The 16,853-nt window shown below is 63.8% G+C and carries 12 protein-coding genes; 4 read left to right on the top strand and 8 right to left on the bottom strand.

Annotated elements, in window-relative coordinates; all coding sequences use genetic code 11:
* The first annotated feature begins 303 nt into the window (after nt 1-303).
* Nucleotides 304-2,412: a phosphoglycerol transferase I gene (locus ACCQ00_RS02090; RefSeq protein ID WP_372354051.1), complete on the top strand. Its 2,109-nt coding sequence runs from the start codon at nt 304-306 to the stop codon at nt 2,410-2,412.
* A gap of 96 nt (nt 2,413-2,508) precedes the next feature.
* Here ACCQ00_RS02090 and ACCQ00_RS02085 read toward each other — a convergent pair whose 3' ends face one another.
* Nucleotides 2,509-4,899, bottom strand: coding sequence for a DUF3772 domain-containing protein (locus ACCQ00_RS02085; RefSeq protein WP_180959841.1), 2,391 nt, complete (start codon nt 4,897-4,899; stop codon nt 2,509-2,511).
* 351 nt (nt 4,900-5,250) lie between these two features.
* On the opposite strand from ACCQ00_RS02085, the gene ACCQ00_RS02080 reads away from it, so the two are divergent.
* Both ACCQ00_RS02080 and ACCQ00_RS02075 read left to right on the top strand, forming a co-directional pair.
* On the top strand, nt 5,251-5,592 hold the full coding sequence (locus ACCQ00_RS02080; RefSeq protein ID WP_007974834.1) for an HPF/RaiA family ribosome-associated protein: 342 nt from the start codon (nt 5,251-5,253) through the stop codon (nt 5,590-5,592).
* 1,418 nt (nt 5,593-7,010) lie between these two features.
* Nucleotides 7,011-8,579, top strand: a complete 1,569-nt coding sequence (locus ACCQ00_RS02075) for a hypothetical protein (protein WP_033481227.1) — start codon at nt 7,011-7,013, stop codon at nt 8,577-8,579.
* A 335-nt stretch (nt 8,580-8,914) separates the two neighbouring features.
* Here the strand turns inward: ACCQ00_RS02075 and ACCQ00_RS02070 are convergent, their stop codons facing one another.
* Nucleotides 8,915-9,478, bottom strand: coding sequence for a lytic transglycosylase domain-containing protein (locus ACCQ00_RS02070; protein ID WP_022558058.1), 564 nt, complete (start codon nt 9,476-9,478; stop codon nt 8,915-8,917).
* A 373-nt stretch (nt 9,479-9,851) separates the two neighbouring features.
* On the opposite strand from ACCQ00_RS02070, the gene xopA reads away from it, so the two are divergent.
* A complete protein-coding gene (xopA, locus tag ACCQ00_RS02065; RefSeq protein ID WP_039567163.1) occupies nt 9,852-10,250 on the top strand; it encodes a XopA/Hpa1 family type III secretion system protein in 399 nt (132 codons plus the stop codon).
* A gap of 724 nt (nt 10,251-10,974) precedes the next feature.
* Here xopA and sctC read toward each other — a convergent pair.
* The 6 genes from sctC to ACCQ00_RS02035 form a co-directional block, all read right to left on the bottom strand.
* Nucleotides 10,975-12,807, bottom strand: a complete 1,833-nt coding sequence (sctC, locus tag ACCQ00_RS02060; protein WP_372354050.1) for a type III secretion system outer membrane ring subunit SctC — start codon at nt 12,805-12,807, stop codon at nt 10,975-10,977.
* A gap of 81 nt (nt 12,808-12,888) precedes the next feature.
* Nucleotides 12,889-13,719 (bottom strand): type III secretion system export apparatus subunit SctT, encoded by an 831-nt coding sequence (sctT, locus tag ACCQ00_RS02055; protein WP_039567154.1) that lies wholly within the window; start codon nt 13,717-13,719, stop codon nt 12,889-12,891.
* Nucleotides 13,716-14,225, bottom strand: coding sequence for a type III secretion protein HrpB7 (locus ACCQ00_RS02050; RefSeq protein WP_039567153.1), 510 nt, complete (start codon nt 14,223-14,225; stop codon nt 13,716-13,718). Before ACCQ00_RS02050 ends, sctT begins: the two co-directional genes overlap by 4 nt.
* Nucleotides 14,218-15,546, bottom strand: a complete 1,329-nt coding sequence (sctN, locus tag ACCQ00_RS02045) for a type III secretion system ATPase SctN (protein ID WP_039567152.1) — start codon at nt 15,544-15,546, stop codon at nt 14,218-14,220. The genes ACCQ00_RS02050 and sctN overlap by 8 nt, the downstream gene beginning before the upstream one ends.
* Nucleotides 15,536-16,237, bottom strand: coding sequence for a type III secretion system stator protein SctL (sctL, locus tag ACCQ00_RS02040; RefSeq protein ID WP_039567151.1), 702 nt, complete (start codon nt 16,235-16,237; stop codon nt 15,536-15,538). Before sctL ends, sctN begins: the two co-directional genes overlap by 11 nt.
* A complete protein-coding gene (locus ACCQ00_RS02035; protein WP_039567150.1) occupies nt 16,222-16,851 on the bottom strand; it encodes a type III secretion protein HrpB4 in 630 nt (209 codons plus the stop codon). The genes sctL and ACCQ00_RS02035 overlap by 16 nt, the downstream gene beginning before the upstream one ends.
* Between the last annotated feature and the right edge of the window lie 2 nt (nt 16,852-16,853).

Genomic DNA, 16,853 nt, shown 5'->3' with positions numbered 1-16,853 from the left:
CGCACATCTTCTCGCTAAGGGTGGCAACGCCGCAGCGAGCACAACCACTATCGCGCATGGGCGCACTGCATCTCGGCGCCACCTGCGTTTCAGCAGCGCCGTGCGGCTTGGTGCGCGGAGATGCGTAACCGCTGTCCGGCGATGCGGGGTCAGAGGTCGCCGGGTCTTGGCCACAACAAACATTTCAGTCAGCTTGGGCGCGGCATAGTCCGTCATCCGGGTGCCACATGGCAGGTGGCGCACAGGACATGGCGAGCAAGGCGTCCGGGACGCGCTCGCATCATTCCCCCACGGACGCTGCGCATGCATTGGATGTTGTTGGTTTCGTTGTTGCTCTTGCTGTGGCTGTTGGTCGCCTCTCCGCGTCTGGCATGGCTCAAGGCTGGCCTGTTGTCGCTCTTTCTGCTGCTGCTCAGCGCCTGGGGATTGGTCGACAGGCTCAGTGGCGACGGCATCAATGCAGCCACGCTGTATCACCTGCGCGCCGACATGGACGGCGCCGGCGTCAGCGATTTTTCCGGCTATATCGCGGTTTTCGTCGGCATGCTGTTGCTCTCGCTGAGCCCGCTGTTGCTGGTGCGGGTACGACGCTTCCAGCATCCGCGTGGTGGCGGCGCCGTGTTCGCAGGCTTCGTGGGCATGTTGCTGGTCGGCATCGCCGCAAGCCCGCTGTATCGCGATGGCAAGCGCCTGTACTACCAGCTGCGCCCGGTCGATTACGCCACCGTGGTGCCGGAATACCAGGTGCCGCAGCAACCGTTGCAGAAGCGCAAGAACATCGTCTGGATCTATGGCGAAAGCCTGGAGCGCACCTACTTCGACGAACAGGTGTTTCCGGGCCTGATGCCCAACTTGCGCGCGCTTGCGACCGAAGCGGTGGACGTGCGCAATCTCGCCTCCACCGAAGGCAACGGCTGGACCATCGCCGGCATGGTCGCCTCGATGTGCGGCGTGCCGCTCACCACCGCGCCGGGCGATGAAAACAGCATGGACCGCATGGGCATGTTCCTGCCCGAAGCGCGCTGCCTGGGCGATTACCTCAAGGACCAGGGCTACCGCAACCATTACGTGGGCGGCGCCGATGCCAGCTTCGCGGGCAAGGGGCGTTTCCTGTCCAGCCACGGCTTCGACGTGGTGCATGACGTGCACCATTTCCACGACAAGGGCGTCGCGCAGAAGCACTTTTCCGCATGGGGCGTGCACGACGACGTGTTGCTGGACGATGCGTGGGACAGCTTCCAGACGCTGTCGCGCGCCGGCCAACCCTTCATGCTGACTACGCTGACCATGGACACGCACCACCCGGCCGGCCACCTGCCGTTGGCATGCAAGGGTCAGCACTACGACAGCGCACTGGGCGATATCGGCCTGCTGCACGCCATCAAGTGCAGCGACCGTTTGATCGGCGAGCTGGTCGCACGCATCCGCAACAGCCGCTATGGCAAGAACACCATCATCGTCATCGCCTCGGATCATCTGGCGATGCCCAACGATTTGAGCGACGTGCTGGCAAAGCAGAAGCGCGAGAACCTGCTGCTATTCCTGGGCAAGGACATCGCGCCACAGCAGGTCGTCACGCGCGCGGGCAGCACGCTCGATTCGGGCGCAACGCTGCTGCAGTTGCTGGAACCGGGCATGCGCACGCTGGGCTTTGGCCGCTCGCTGCTGGCCAGCGATGCCCCGCCCAGCGCCAGCGTTGCCGCCAGCCGCGACAGCGGCAAGGACTATCCGCGCTATCTGGCCTACGCGCGCACGCTGTGGACCGGGCGCAGTACGCGCATGCTGCGCATCAATGGCAATGGCGATGTGGTGGTCGGCGTGCAACAGGTGCGCCCACCGGTGCTGCTGGAATACGACAAGGACACCAACCTGAAAACGGTGTACCTGGAAAACACCTCGCGTCAGTTCGACCGCACGCATTCCAAGGGCACGCTGGCCTATTTGGATCGCTGCACGGCGTTCGAAGACGGCTCGGCCGATGGCGACTGGTGCGCACTGGTCGTAGACCGCCACCAGAGCATGAAGCTGTATCGCGACCCGGACCTCACCCGCGGCATCGCCGTCGACGCGCCGCTGGAGGCCACCCAGCAGGGCCCGCGTCCACGCGTGCGCCAGCCCATCATGCTCACCCAGGAAGCGCGCAAGACCGATGCAGGCCGCTACATGCTCGAGCTCTACGCCAAGCGCCGGCCCACGCGCGCGTTCTGGGTGGAAGCGGTGTCCTCCGAACGTAAGGTCGTGCTGGCACAGCAATGGGTGGTGCCCGACGCCGCCGGGCGCATCCGCATGCCGGTGGGCCTGGAACATGCGGTGGAAGACCTGGAAATCCGCGCCTGGCTGGACTACACCGAAGACGTCAGCGTAGACGATCTGGCCTTGGTCAAGGACATCCCGGTGGCGGATCGCTCCTGATGCGCCGAGATGCATCCAGCGATAGTCAGGCATGGCTGCGCAATCAGCGCAAGCCGACCGACTCACCGCTGCGCAGCCCTCGCAGCCCTCGCCAGCTCAGTCATCCGACGCAGCCGCACCGTCTCCCGTCTCGCGCGCCACGGCTGCACCTGCACGACTGAAGCGGATCTCCTGCGGCGACTGCAATGCAATGCCCACCGTCGCCATGCGCTGCAGCAGCGCGAAGAACAACTGGCTGCGCACGCCATAGGAATCGCGCGGGCTGCTCACGTAGGCGAACGAATTGAAATTGACGTGCCCGCCGGCCAGCGAATCGATGAACACCGATGGCGCCGGTTCGGCCAGCACCTTCTCGTGCTCGGCAAACAAGGCCAGCAACATGTCGCGCACCTTGGCCACGTCGGTTTCCAGCGGCACCGAGAACTGCGACTGCACACGGCCCATTGGATTGGACAGCGTCATGTTGCGCACGCTCTTGGTGATCAACTCCGAATTGGGCACGATCAACGTGGAGCGGTCGCCCACCTGGATTTCGGTCGCACGCACGCTGATCTTGCGCACGTCGCCTTCCTGATCGCCGATACGCACCCAATCGCCGATCTTCACCGGCCGCTCGGCCAGCAAGATCAATCCCGACACGAAGTTCTGCGTAATCGCCTGCAGACCAAAACCGATACCCACCGACAGTGCGCTCAATACCAGCGCCAATCGCTTCAAATCCAGACCCAGCGCCGTGAGCCCCCACACCGCCACGATCAACCAACCCAGATAACGCGCCACCGTGCTGATCGAATTTCGCGCTCCCGCATCCAGTTCGGTCTTGGGCAGATACGTGTTGAGCAGCCACTTCTGCACGATATGGACTAGGCCCATGCCGAGCAGGAACACGCATAGCGCCCTGGCCACGTCGCCGGGCGTGATGACAAGTTCCTTGCCAATTGCAATCCCGTGCGAAACGTTTTCCAACCAGCCGGTCACTGCGGCGAGGTTGGCGCCGTACGGCGTCACCAGCGCGGCAATACCCAGCAGCACCAGCAGCACGCGTACTGCCGCAGAGATCAATAACCCCACCTGCACCAACCGCCCGCTGCCGACATTCAGTGCATGCGACAGCGCACGGCTGAAACGGCTCTCCGGCTTGAACACCCAGGTCGTCAGGTCGTCGGCAAACATCACCAGTAGCGCGAGCACGCTGCACACCAGGGTGATCCAGATGATCTGCTGCTTGACGAACAGTGCCAGATTGATGTAGCCGAACAGGGCCGCCACCAACGCGAAGATCACTGCCAGATGGCCCAGCAGACGGATCAACACGATGTAACCGCCGCCACGCGACACCACCGGCGGCGGTGCGCTGCTGTCCGCATCGGCCGCACCCACGTTTGCGGCATGAGCGCGCAACGACAGGGTCAGGCCAGCCAGTGCCGACAGGATCAATCCCGCATACAACAGCGCCGCAACCGCATCGGTAGCGATCGTCAATGCGCCGCTGCTGCGCGCCACGTCGTTGATTCTGATCGCCATACCGCTAAACCAGCTCACCGCGGCCGTGGCAAGACAATGCACGCGCAAACGATCGACGGTTGCATCGTCCAACGGGAACAGACGCCAGGTGGGCTGGTGCTTCATCAACAGGCTGGCGCTGAGCGAACCGACGAAGGCCGACACGCAACTGATCACAACAAATGCACTCAGCAGCTGCTCCAGATCCGTCGGCAGCTCACTCAGTGCGCGGACGCTCTCGGCCAATGCCCATGCCGCCATGCCCAGCGTCAGGGTGCCGACCAACAAAAACCACAGTGCAAGGCCGGAGCGCCGCAAGCGGCCACCGGGCGCACGCGAGGCCGCATACCGCCGCCCCAGATGACGCAGGAAGATGCGCAACGGAAATGCCAGCATCAATGCCGCCAGCGTCCCGATCACCAGACCGGCGATACCGTTGGTCGCCGTGCCGGTGCGCACCGCCTGTACGGCCTTGTCGGAAAGCGCCTGCAGGCGCGTGCGGTCGTCGGGCCATTCCTGCGCGATCTCATTCCACAACGCGGGCGACAGCGGCGAGGCAGCGCGCGCGGAGAGTTTCTCGCTGAAGCGCTGGGCGCGCTCGCCTTCGAGCCGGTCGGCGAGATCCTTGGCATCCAGTGCCAGCAGGTTCGCCCGCTTGAGCTCGGCATCCAGCCCGTTGCGCTCGCGCGTGAGCGCGCGGCGTTGGTCGCGTAGATCTGGTGGGTCGGTCTTCTGCTCTTCGCCAAGGCCGGCCAGCCGGACGGACAGCTCTTTCAGCGGAGGCTCCAGCGAGCGCGCCAGATCCTGGGCCTGGCGCTGCGTGCCGGTGACATCGTCAGCCAGCTTGCGCAACTGGTCGGTGTCGGATTTTTCCATCCCCGCTTCGGCTTGGGTCAGCACTTTTTGCATGCTGTCCAGTTGGGTCTGCGCGGTCTCCAGCACCGTGTCCTCGTCCTGGGCCACAGCCGCGCCAACGCAAACCATCCACAGCGCGGCCAGCAACAATAGACGCCGCAACAAGCCCTGGCGGGCACCACAGGTAAATCGGAATTCGGACACAGGCAGGCATCGAACAGGCGCGGGCAACCGCGGGTGCCGGCATCTTAAGGCACCGCCCTCGATCGAGCCGATCGCTGGCGCCGGTGGTTCAGCCGCGGCAGGTCCGCGTCCGCGAACCGATCGGACGATCTCCCCGCACCGCGACGATGGCGGCAAAGGACCCTGCTAGCGCATGAATGGGCATGCCGCGTTGTCACTTTGCGACAACACGCCGCTGACGCAGAATCAAGCCACCGTTGCGGCAGACGCAGCGGATGACCGCGAAGGAGATCCTCTATGCAGATTCAGATCCAGACCGACAAGCACGTGCCGCACGATCCGTCTGTTGTGGCGCATGTCGAAAAGACCTGCACCGCCCAGCTGGCGCATTTCGCCAGCGACATCACCCGTGTGGAAGTGCATTTGCGTGATGAGAACGGCCAGCGCGGCGGCGCGGCGGATCGAACCTGCAGCATCGAAGCACACGTCGCCGGCCTGCCGCCGATTGCGGCCACCAACAGCGCCGAAACGACGGCCTCTGCCGTGACCGGAGCGGCGCGCAAGCTGCGCACTGCCATCGAACATGCACGCGGCAAGCAGCACTCCAAGGCCACCGCGCCGCCGCCGGACATGCTGTGATCTGATCTGGAGGTTGGCACATCGCCCTGGCTGCTGCCAACCCTTGCACCGACGGCATCGCGGTACGTCATCCGCGATGCGCCGAGCGCCACTCCAGACGCTGTGAGCCCTAAACGACTTCGGCCCGTCGCACTCACCCTGCGGCGGGCCGAATGCTCTGAATAATGGTGCCTGCCGAACGCTTCCAATCCTAGGCACCAGGCCCTGTCTATAAGGGATATCGATCTACGATCTGGCACTTACGCCAGCGGCGACACAGACTTCCGGGCCACTCACCGGCAACTCGGATGACCCGCGTAGAGATAAGCCGAGCCGAACCAGTCCGGTGCAATGTAAGTCTTGACGCCTTACCCTATTGCACAGGCAACGCTGAAGACACGCGTCTGGTGTGCTGCCAACAGCAGCACCGCATTATGTGGTGGGCCGGCTGCAAACGAATCGGCCTCGCCTTGAACCGTTCGGGTGTCGATATCTCGTGTTTGCTGGTGGATTCGCAGGTCGGGCCCTTCAGGTTCCGGGCAGGTGCGATGACCGTAATTGCAGGCCTCGAAAAATAGGCAACTCCTGCCGCAGTTTTCCCTGATCGTCGCACCGGAATCGCTCGACAGCGGCCTAACCGGCGGACCGACGCATTCACCTGATTCCCCGATCCAGCGAAGCTCGACCTGGCCCGCCGCGCTCGGTGGCGTGTGCCCTGCATGCGGGCAAGGATATGCGCAGAACCAAATAGGTCGCAGTGGTGGTAGGCGAAGCGACGCTCCAAACAGATGTCTGAAACCTTGGCGGATTGCACCTGGGCTGGCTTGCCGATTTCCATGCAGCCACCTGCTTTGCAAGTCCGTACCGCGCGCACCGAACGATCGCTCAAGCAAGCGGATCCCGCCACTGCGCCATCAATCCGCACCAGGGCGCCGGCGTCGGACCCATTGATGCATCGCGCAGCGCTGCCGGGACACGCGCAACTGTATTCGGCCGTGCGAAGACGGCGCCGGCATCAAACATATCTTGCCCGCACACGCGAATTGATTGTTCGGATGTGGAATGATCGTTTCGCAAGGCGCGCGTCCAGATTTCCTGGATTTATGCGAATTTCAAGCTCGCCGACGACGATGACACAAACCACGCAAGGCGGCCCTGGATAGCAGGTACGCCTGGGCGCCTCGAGTGCGAGCGAAGAAGTCACGCTGTAATTGCAAGGCCAGCTAGGCACAGCATATGCACCATGCCGGGTCGGCGTGCCGCACATTACGCACGATTGTCAGGTCGACACGTCTGGCTACGAAGCGATCTTCCGCTGCAATCAGAACGCTCGCCGCCACGCCCGTCTTGATGAGGCACCCATCGTCCGGCGCCATCGATCAGTCGGCATGCGAGCCTGGGCGACGCATGCCGATATCCCACCAACACGAGGACATGCCGTGACGAAGATCTCTTCAGCCAGTACCTCCCAGCAACCGCAGGCCACAAGCGGCGACATTGTGATCGAGATACCGGCACAACAACGCAACGATACATCGACGCCTAGGATCGATTCTCCCTTATCCGCCCTGCCACCCAGACCTTCGGGACGACGCAATAGCGCAGGAAGCGACAGCGGTTACGAAACCGCCACTGACGCAGACCTGTCTGCCCCCTATGGAAGTCCGCGGCTGCAGGCTTCGCTGCGCAGGGAAGACAGCGACAGCGAGCGATTCTATGACGCTGAAGACTCCTTTGAACCATCGGCTCCATCGGCGCTTCCCCAGCAACACGCTGCACAACATGGTTACCAAGCGCATGCATCCACCTCAGCGACGGGCGCTGCGCGCTTAGGCACACTGGCTGCGTCGGTCCGGGCAGGTGCAACCCGTGGAGTCACCACCATCCTTGGACCCACCGCGACAGCGGTCGCAGCTGCGGCGCGCGGTGTCCTGCCGATCAGCTTCGACACACAATACCTGGGCGCTGCGCTGGGACATCTCGTGCACCAGACCACCTCCGTGGGGCCAACCACGTTCGTGCGCGAGTTGCTGGGCGAAGGACTGTTTGCCACCCTTCGCCAACTCCCACCCGAAGCGGTCGTCGCCATGCAGGCGGTGTCGGGCACGCTGCATCTGGCGCTGCATACGCTGCGGCGCAACCGCGAGAACCGTAACCCCGACGCCGCCGCCCGAGGCTTTCACAACCTTAATCTTGAACAGTGGGAAGCGCTGTCCGAAGACGAACGTCATCACAAGAGGAGCGAGCAGCAACATTATTCGGATCTGGTCACCCGGCTCGCGCTGGTCGGCATCTTGAGCAATATCGCCATAGGCGCCGCAGGCAAGGCCTCTGGCCGACCGGATCTGGCGGCCAGGCTGCTGGCCAGTGAGCTCAAGGTCGCCCCCTATGCAGCGGCTCGCGATGCCATCCAGGCGACGTTCCGCATGGTGGGAATGCGGGCGCCTACCAACGGTGGCGTCAGCGACCCCCACGTCACCAGTGCAGGCAGGTTTTATGGCATGGCCAACGTCCTGACCAACCTGGCATCCAATGAGCTGGAGTTACCAGACTTTGCATCGGCCAGGCAGCGCTGGGCGGGACTGATGTCGCCCTTCAACATGGGAGAGGCGACCAACGTCGTCTTTCAGCAAGCAGCAGTGAATGCAGCCTTGAATGTCGGTCTGGAGACAGCTGACTGGCTCAATGTCACCCAGCACGAGGCCGACGAAGCCGGTACGCAGCAGATCTGGGAACCAACCTTCAAGGCCAGGCGCGAGGACTATGAGCGGGTCATGGACCATTCTGTCGCCCGCACCGCCGCCATCAATTCCAACATCGCATTTGGTACAGCCGTCAACATGATCGGCACCTGGCTCGGTTTGTCGCCAGCACGCAGCGCCTTGCTCTCCAATGCGTTGGCCGGCATGGCCGCCGGCATGCAGTACAAGATCATTGCCGGCACCTGGCAGGCTGCAGCGGCAGTTCGCGAGGCCGAAGCAGCTCGCACCCAAGCTGAGTCAGCGTGACCGCGCACGGCGGTGGCTATCGAGCAGCCGTCGGTCAGGGCAGCACTCGACCGTCGCATACGCGCTGCCGGCGTACCGGCAGTGCGTGTGCGGCAGCTATGTGATGACGCCACGCGCAGCCTCCAGCACAGACTGAAAGGCATTAGGTGGCGACGGACGGCGGAGATTAACCTCACTTCAATCACCGCATGCGCGACGACAGGGTAAACGCGCTATTTCCCGCAGATAATTCCGTATCAGCGTGTCGCCGTCTTGCACGATCCTGCGCCACCTCACACACGGGCCTCTCCACACACCTGGGCTGCACCTACGCACGCCTGCAGTGGCGCCCCGCACTAGTCGGCGATCACGCCGCGCCTGAGCAGAATCGAATGAATGGCATGCGCATATTTATCGCGTTCCCCCGGCGTTTCGGAATGGTAGGCCCCGACTGCAGCCCAGGTATTTCCATATTTGTTGGTCATCTCGCGCAACCGCCACGCTGCCACATACACACTGATGCACGGATGCATCAATGCGTCCCTGGAGATTCCATAGCTGGATAGCCGCCGCAGATGGATGGAGTTGATCTGCATCTTCCCGTAATCAACCGTGCCGTTGTTGTTGCGATGGATGGCGTCGGCACGACCGCGCGATTCCTGCCATGCAATGGCACGCAGCACCCAAGGGTTGACGTGCTGATAGCCGGCGGCCTCCTCGAAGCAATCCGCACGTGCGAAAGGCGCCGCGCATGCCAGTGCTGCTGCAAACAAAATACGCTGCGGACCAGCTCCTGCCCGACGACCACATCCGGATCTCTTCGTGCGCACGGGTCGCTTTGGCGAAGGCCCGGACGAGCGCCCCAAGTGCCAATTGGATTGTTGATCGACATGCTGGTATGCGATCGTTGATTCGCTCATCTGCCGTTACCTCGATCTCGATTGAATACAGGTCTCCAGGGGAGTAGAGCGCCGGCACACAACGACCCGCAACGCTCGACGGCGGCACCATAACGCCACCTGTACGTGATTTACTCAGGACCGACGAAACACTTAGCAGGCAAGCGAAAAGACGTCCTTCAACCACGCGCCCGGGATTTTCTTATCGATCCCAAAACATCTTTCACTTGCCTTCTTCGCCCGTACAAGCGCAATTTCGCAAAATTTATGGCGATACCAGGTTGCCGCTTCTACTGTTCGTTCGGGGCGAAAAACGCGCCCCACAACTGCCGTTGCTTACGCCCGGCAGTTGAGCGAAAGACAAATCCCAGTTAATCAGAGAGGAATCGTCATGATGAATTCTTTGAACACACAGCTCGGCGCCAACTCGTCCTTCTTGCAGGTTGACCCAAGCCAGAACACGCAAACGGGTTCGAACCAGGGCAATCAGGGCATCTCGGAAAAGCAGCTGGATCAGCTGCTCACCCAGCTCATCATGGCCCTGCTTCAGCAGAGCAATAACGCTGATGAGGGTCAGGGTCAGGGTGGTACGAGCGGAAGTGGTCAGGGCGGCAATCCGCAGCAGGCCGGGCAGTCCAACGGCTCCCCCTCGCAATACACCCAGATGCTGATGAATATCGTCGGCGACATTCTGCAGGCACAGAATGGTGGTGGCTTCGGCGGCGGGGCCGGCGGTGGCTTTGGTGGCGGCCTCGGCGTCAGCCTTGCGAGCGACACCGGATCGATGCAGTAACGAACTGTTGGTCGCCCCTACCGGCCACGACCTGCAGGCTGCCGCCTCATGCGTCAGCCTGCAGGCACCACGCTTGCTGTAACGGCGAGCCTTCGCCACCCACATCGGCACGCGCTTGTCTCTTTTGCGCTGCAAGTGCCTGACATACAGCCATCGGCATGCGAGCAGAGCCGCTCCGGCTTCAACGCGGCACGCGATCACCAGATTCTTGTTCCAGACACGCCTTCTCAAATGGGCTTTCGCTGCTGGCGTGACCTTGGTTGAACGTTCAATCGCACGCCATCGTCGCTCGACTAGAGCCTCCATACCTCCGCACCGGCCATGCACACTGCTGCCGGCCCAGGCATCTCGCTGCAATCGCGCGTAATCGCTGCCAGTCAAGGTAGACGCCACTCTGCCCTCGTGCCGTCTACCGCAGATGCCGAGCTGACTGGCAGGATCTTGTCTTGCGCAGGCCAGAAGCCTGCCAGGTGATCGCCCAGGCAGGCTTGGGTATCGCATCAGAATCAGTATGTGCGAGTGACACATGCTGGTTCCAGGCACCACCGATGCTCATCCAGACGGCGGTCTCAGGCACCCTGGTCGATACACATCCGCACCAATCACCTGGCCCGCCTGATGATTCCCCCAAACGATTCCTGCAGGATTTGGCCGGTGGCATGCACCCAATGTCAGGCCATCACAGCGAACCTCTGATCGCCCACCGATGGTTGTTCGCGAACCATCAGGGCGACACCACGTGCGGGGTCAGCAGAAACAGCCGTTGCATGCGGGACCCGCTCTTTTGCCGGTGTTTGAACAGGTTACCGAGCAACGGAATCTTCGACAGACCCGGCACCGCATTCAGATCGGTCTCGTCGGCATCGTAGGCGTAGCCTGCAATCAGCAGGCTTTGGCCTTCATTGACGAACGCCTGGGTCGTGATCTCGCTGGAGGTAATGACCGGAATGCCGTCCACGGTGTTGGATCCAAGCTGGCCATCCTCGATACGCACATCCAGACGCATCTGACCGTTCGGCGAGCCTGGCACTACGCTGGGCAATACCCGCAACGACACCCCGGCGGAGAGGTTGTAGAGATCCGCCGATGCGTATCCGCTGACCCGGACGAAGGCCTGTTGCTTGTGGTCCATGACCGCCTCGACGTTGTCCAGTGTCGCCACCTGGGGCGACGACACGATCTTGGCCTTGTTGGTCGTCTCCAACGCCGACACGCGCGTCATCAGATAGCGTCCGGCGTCTCCCAGCACGGCCGTCAAGGTGCCCCCAGCCGGGGTGGTCGCGCCATCGGTGGCAGCGCCGCTCAATGCGCCGTTGAAGCCCAACTGACTGCCACTGCCGTTGCCGGTCTGTATGTCCGTGTGCTGGCTGTGGAAGCGCCAGTCGACACCGAGATCCTGCATGGCGCCATCGCGGATCTCGATGATGGTGGCATCGATCTGCAGCAACTTGGGCCGATTGTCCAACTGTTGGATCAGGGTGCCATAGCTCTGCATCCTCTCGGGTCGGTCGCGGATCAGGATGGCATTGGTACGCGGGTCGGCTTCGATCACCGGCGCATCGGAGGCCAGCTCTGCTCCACCACCGGCGTCGATGGGAGTGGATTCATCGCGCCGTGCCTTGCTGAGTTCCGGCCAGACGCTGGCGGGCGACCCCGCAGCCGCGGCAGCTCCGCTACCGGGCAGCGGCGGGCTGACCGGCACGCGATCGGACGACGAGGCGCCGCCGAACCAGGACGAAGGCAGCCCGAGGATGCCGCTGGCTCCGCCGCCTTGACCCTGTGCCGCATTGCCGAATGTGTTGGAGGACCCACCGCCGATCGGCTGTACCCGGCCAAAGTTGGCGCCAGGCCCCGCTATCGCCGCGACCGGCGCGCCGCGTGCGCCGTACATGCTGCGCAACAGGCTGGCCATGCCTGGAATCTGCACATCCTGACCGCCGATGCGCGTCGTGTGGTCGGCCGCTTGCGCGTAATGCAGCTGAAACACCTGCACTTCAGTGGCGTCGCGCTGACGCGCGCCCTGCTCGACCTGCTTGGCTATGGCCGAAACGGTATCCACATACCCTGGCGGTCCGGAGACCACCGCCACATGCGCGGCCTCGTCGTAACGCACCGGAAAGCGCGGATCGTCCAGGCGCATGCGCGCAAGTGCGTCGCGCAGCGACTTCGTCGATGCAGTCCCCAGGCTCAAGGTCGCGCTCTTGGATTCGTTCGCACCCCAGATCCTGAGCACGGCGCCGTCGTAGTACCAGACAAAGCCGTAGGTGGCCGCCAGGTCGTCGAGGAATTTCTGCGGAGATGTTTCAAATTTCCCGCTCAACGTGCCGGTCACTTCCGGCGAGATCCAGGTGGCGATGGACTGGCTGGCGGATAAATCGCGCAGCACCTCCTTGAGATCCTTGTTGTCGGCGACGTATTTGAACGTGCGCGAATGCCACGGGACCTGGGCGGCGTCGGCATGTGGCGACAGCAGCGGCAGCAGCGGCAGCAGGCTGAGCATCAGGACGGCGGCCATCGGAGCACGTCGGCGGTGGGCGGTGGTACAGGCAGGAGCCATGGCGTTCCCTCTGCTAGGCAAGTGAAAAAGTCGGTAACGACCAGTGTAGGAAGTGCAAAGCCGGGAATGTCTCAATAAAGATCAGTGCCTCGCGCCTCCCTTACCACCGACGTTGGCGGCATCGTGCAATTGCTGCTGGAAATGCAGGAACCCAAGCGCTTCGCCAAATTGCGCGACGAAGACGCTGGTCAGCAAGGCGAGCAGCAACAACGCCAGCACCCCGCGGATCGGCTGACTCAGGTTCGACGGTTCGAGTTTGTCGGCCGCTCGCGCCACCAGGCCGATCGCAAGATCCACCAGCACAAGCACCAGCATCACCGGTGCGGACAGCTTGACGACGGCGGTCATCATGCTGTCCGATTGCTGGATCACGAACGATTCGGCAACCGACCCCATGTTCGGCCCAAGCTGGGTCAGCGGCCACCAGCGAAACGATTCGAATAACGCTCCCAGCAATAGCAACATGCCGCCCAATGCGTAGAACGACACGATGGCCAGTTGCAGTAGCACCGTAGACACCGGCGTGCTTTGCTGGCCGCTGAGCGGATTGGTCATCTGCACATTGTTGTAGCCTGCAAGGTCGTCGATCAGCAGGCCAACGCTCTCGGCGATCCAGAACACCGTCGATGCTGCGAACCCGATCAGCAGACCGATGAAGGCCTCCTTGAACACCACCCCGACCAGGCCGACCGTCTGGATCTTCGCCAGCGCATCGGCCGGTTGCCCATAGGCGATGAACGAGCTCAGGACGTAGATCACGCCGTTGCGCGCAATCCCGGGAAGACTGTCCTGCGCCGTTGCCGGCAGCACGATGAACATCACGAACACACGCACCCCGCACAGTGCCAGCAGGGCCAATAGCGACACGCCCTGCGAGGAAAGGGCCAGCAATGCTTCGGTGACGTCGTTCATCGGGCGCCCCTCTGCGCGGCGCGGTGCGAACGCAGCGCGACCAGCGCCTCGATTGCGTCTTCCTCTTCTGCCGCGTCGCGTTGCGCCTGCCGGGCGCGGCGCGCACTGGCGGCTTTGTCTGCGTATACCTGCGCCTGTGCCTGCAGCTTGCTCAGTGCCTGCTGCACGGATGCCAGTTCATCGCGCGCGCTCTGCAACGACTGATCCGCCGCTGCCTGCGCCTGCTCGGCGGCGCGACAAGCCTCGACCAGCACGGTGCGAAAGCGTTCATGCTGCAGGATCGTGTCGATGTCGATCGACGCCCCTACACCGGCCTTGTCCAACAGTGCGGCATCGCACTCGGCCAAGCGCGTGGTGCAAGCGCCTGCTTCCTGTCTGCACCTGGCAAGTTCGCGGTCGCAGTGTTCCAGCGCACGCCTGCAATCGCTCAGGCGTTCCTGCATGCGCTCGCTGCGGCGCACCTTGAGCTGATGCAGGACCGACCAGGTGTGGGCAGGCTCACGCATCGTCGGTCACGCTGGCCAGCTGTTCCAGCGTACGTTCGTACGCACTGAGCTGGTCGGTCGGTTGGCTGAGAAAGTCGCGGATCGCATCGATCCGGTCGATCGCCTCGTCGGCAACCGCGTCGCTCCCCTCGCGGTATTCGCCCACCTGCACCAGCGTTTCCACTTCGTTGTACTTGGCGAGCAGGCGCCGCAACCGTCCGGCGGCCTGGGAATGGTCTGATGGGACGATCTGGCTCATCACCCGGCTCAGGCTGGCCAACACGTCGATCGCCGGATACTGGTTCTTGGCCGCGATCTCGCGAGAGAGAATCAGGTGCCCGTCGAGGATGCCGCGCACTTCTTCGGCGATCGGATCGCTGCCGGTCTCGTCCTCGGCCAGCACGGTGTAGAACGCGGTGATCGAGCCGCTCTCGCCCATGCCCGCACGTTCGAGCAGGCGCGGCAACTCGGCGAACACCGATGGCGGAAAGCCCCGGCGTGTGGGCGGCTCGCCGGCAGCCAGACCGATCTCGCGTTGCGCACGGGCAAAGCGCGTCAGCGAATCCATCATCAGCAGGACGCGCAGGCCACGATCCCGGAAATACTCGGCGATGGCGGTGCCGACATAGGCGGCCTTGGCGCGCTCGATCGACGAACGATCCGAGGTTGCACAGACCACCACGCTGCGCGCCAGGCCATCTTCGCCAAGAATCAGCTCGATGAACTCGCGCACCTCGCGCCCGCGCTCGCCGATCAGCACGATCACGTTGACATCGCACTGCGTGCCGCGCGCGAACATTCCCATCAAGGTGCTCTTGCCGACGCCGGCTGCGGCGAAGATGCCCATGCGCTGGCCCTCGCCCAGCGTCATCAGGCCATCCACGATCCGCACGCCGGTCGGCATGGGGTGTTCAATCAGCCGCCGACGCATCGGGTCCGGTGCCTGCGCCTGGATCGGTACCCAGGTGTCGCAGGCGATGGCTCCCTGCCCGTCCGACGGCACGCCCAGGCCATCGAGCACGCGCCCCAGCAAGGCCGGTCCGACCGGCACCGCCAACGGGCGGCCCAATCCGATCACGCGCGTCTCGCGCGACAGCCCGATCAGCTCGCCGAACGGCGCCAGCAACGCCAGATCGCGACTGAAGCCCACCACCTCGGCCCGCTGCAACACGCTGCCATCGCGCTGGCGCAACTCGCACACCTCGCCCAGGCTGACCTGCACGCCGGCCACCTTGAGCATGGTGCCGACGACTTCGACCACCTTGCCGTAGCGACGACCGAACGCGAGCGTGGCCAGCTCGCGCTCGAGCGTGGTCTCCAGCAGGGGCGCCTCAGCCAGCATCCGCGAGCTCCTCCGGTGCAGCCAATACACGACGAATGACGCGCCGCAGACTGCGCAGCTGATCGCGCAGATCGGTCTCGAACACGCCCGTGTCCCATTCGCACACGCAGGCGCCCACGGCCAGGTCGGCATCGCCGCACAGCTCTATTTGCAGGGTCCAGCCCGCCTCGGTGGCGGCCGCATCGAAGGCGCGCCGCGCAGCGTCCACCGCGTCGGGGTGCACGCTGACGCGCAGGGCCTTGGCCTCGTCCAGGGCACCTTCCAGCGCCTGCGCCGCCCGCGCATACAGCGCCGCAGGGTCGTGTCCGAGGATGATGTGTTCGCAGGTGCGCGCCACAATCTCGGCCAGGCGCTCACGTGCCCGCTGCGCGGCCGTTTCGGCGGCAAAGGCATGGCGCAGGCCGGATTCGTTCCACTCATCGAGCTGGCGTCGCAGACCGGCTGCATATCCCAGGCGTGCGCTGCGCTCGGCCTTTTGGCGCGCATCCTCAAGGATCGCTTCGGCCTGCTGCTTGGCCTCGTCGATCAGCGTCTGTGCCCGTGTCTGCGCCTGGCTCAGGGCCTGCTCGCAGCGTGCGTGCACCTCGGCAGTGGCAGCATCCAGCGTCAACACCGAGGCCAGCGCCTCGCGCGGAATGACATCGCACTCCAGGCCGATCGCATCGGGCGTTGACCTCAACCACAGACGCATGACGCCTCCGGCATCAGGGTGGGAAGCGCACTCAGGAACGCATCGCTCGCCCCGTCTGCTGCGACGGTGGCCACCTGCGCGGCGTCCAACGGCAAGGACAGCGCCAGCAGCTTGGCAACAACCGGATTGGACCAGACGCCATCGGCCTGCATCCGACGCCACCCGTCGCCGACCCACGCTGCCTGGTCGGCATCGCGTGGCAACAAGGGCACGGGTAGGCCGGCGGACGCGTTCTGACGCACATGCTCAAGCACGGCCGGCCCCACACACTGTTCGAGCCAGTCCAGACGTTCGCGCTCGATACAACGGCGCACGGCCAGCCCGCGCGAAAACAGCGCCCGCGCGATCAGGACCTGCGCCAATTGCGCGGCCGTCAGTAGGGCCAGTTGATTCGCCTGCAGGCCGAGTGCAGACGGCGATACTCCCGACCACCCCGACCACGCCTGGATTACCCGCTTACGGCGGTAGACGGGCGCCACTGCCCAGCCCGACGCTGCCACCGGGCCAAGCCAATGCGCCACCCGTGCGGGGTCCAGCGATTCGGCCAGATGCGCCAATGCGTCCGTCCAACGCTGAACACATCGTGCTGCAGTGTCGATCCGCGTGTTGTCCATCC

Source organism: Xanthomonas sp. NCPPB 3761, assembly GCF_041475705.2.
In the GTDB taxonomy this organism is placed as follows: domain Bacteria; phylum Pseudomonadota; class Gammaproteobacteria; order Xanthomonadales; family Xanthomonadaceae; genus Xanthomonas; species Xanthomonas phaseoli.
Note: the sequence above shows the minus strand (reverse complement) of the source record. Positions and strands in the feature narration are given on the sequence as shown.

What these genes read in the sequence shown, in the direction of transcription:
- ACCQ00_RS02035 (WP_039567150.1), bottom strand. Translation starts at nt 16,851, where the DNA reads ATGGACAACACGCGGATCGACACTGCAGCACGATGTGTTCAGCGTTGG.
- ACCQ00_RS02050 (WP_039567153.1), bottom strand. Translation starts at nt 14,225, where the DNA reads ATGCGTGAGCCTGCCCACACCTGGTCGGTCCTGCATCAGCTCAAGGTG.
- ACCQ00_RS02080 (WP_007974834.1), top strand. Translation starts at nt 5,251, where the DNA reads ATGCAGATTCAGATCCAGACCGACAAGCACGTGCCGCACGATCCGTCT.
- sctC (WP_372354050.1), bottom strand. Translation starts at nt 12,807, where the DNA reads ATGGCTCCTGCCTGTACCACCGCCCACCGCCGACGTGCTCCGATGGCC.
- ACCQ00_RS02085 (WP_180959841.1), bottom strand. Translation starts at nt 4,899, where the DNA reads ATGGTTTGCGTTGGCGCGGCTGTGGCCCAGGACGAGGACACGGTGCTG.
- xopA (WP_039567163.1), top strand. Translation starts at nt 9,852, where the DNA reads ATGAATTCTTTGAACACACAGCTCGGCGCCAACTCGTCCTTCTTGCAG.
- ACCQ00_RS02070 (WP_022558058.1), bottom strand. Translation starts at nt 9,478, where the DNA reads ATGAGCGAATCAACGATCGCATACCAGCATGTCGATCAACAATCCAAT.
- sctT (WP_039567154.1), bottom strand. Translation starts at nt 13,719, where the DNA reads ATGAACGACGTCACCGAAGCATTGCTGGCCCTTTCCTCGCAGGGCGTG.
- ACCQ00_RS02090 (WP_372354051.1), top strand. Translation starts at nt 304, where the DNA reads ATGCATTGGATGTTGTTGGTTTCGTTGTTGCTCTTGCTGTGGCTGTTG.
- sctN (WP_039567152.1), bottom strand. Translation starts at nt 15,546, where the DNA reads ATGCTGGCTGAGGCGCCCCTGCTGGAGACCACGCTCGAGCGCGAGCTG.
- sctL (WP_039567151.1), bottom strand. Translation starts at nt 16,237, where the DNA reads ATGCGTCTGTGGTTGAGGTCAACGCCCGATGCGATCGGCCTGGAGTGC.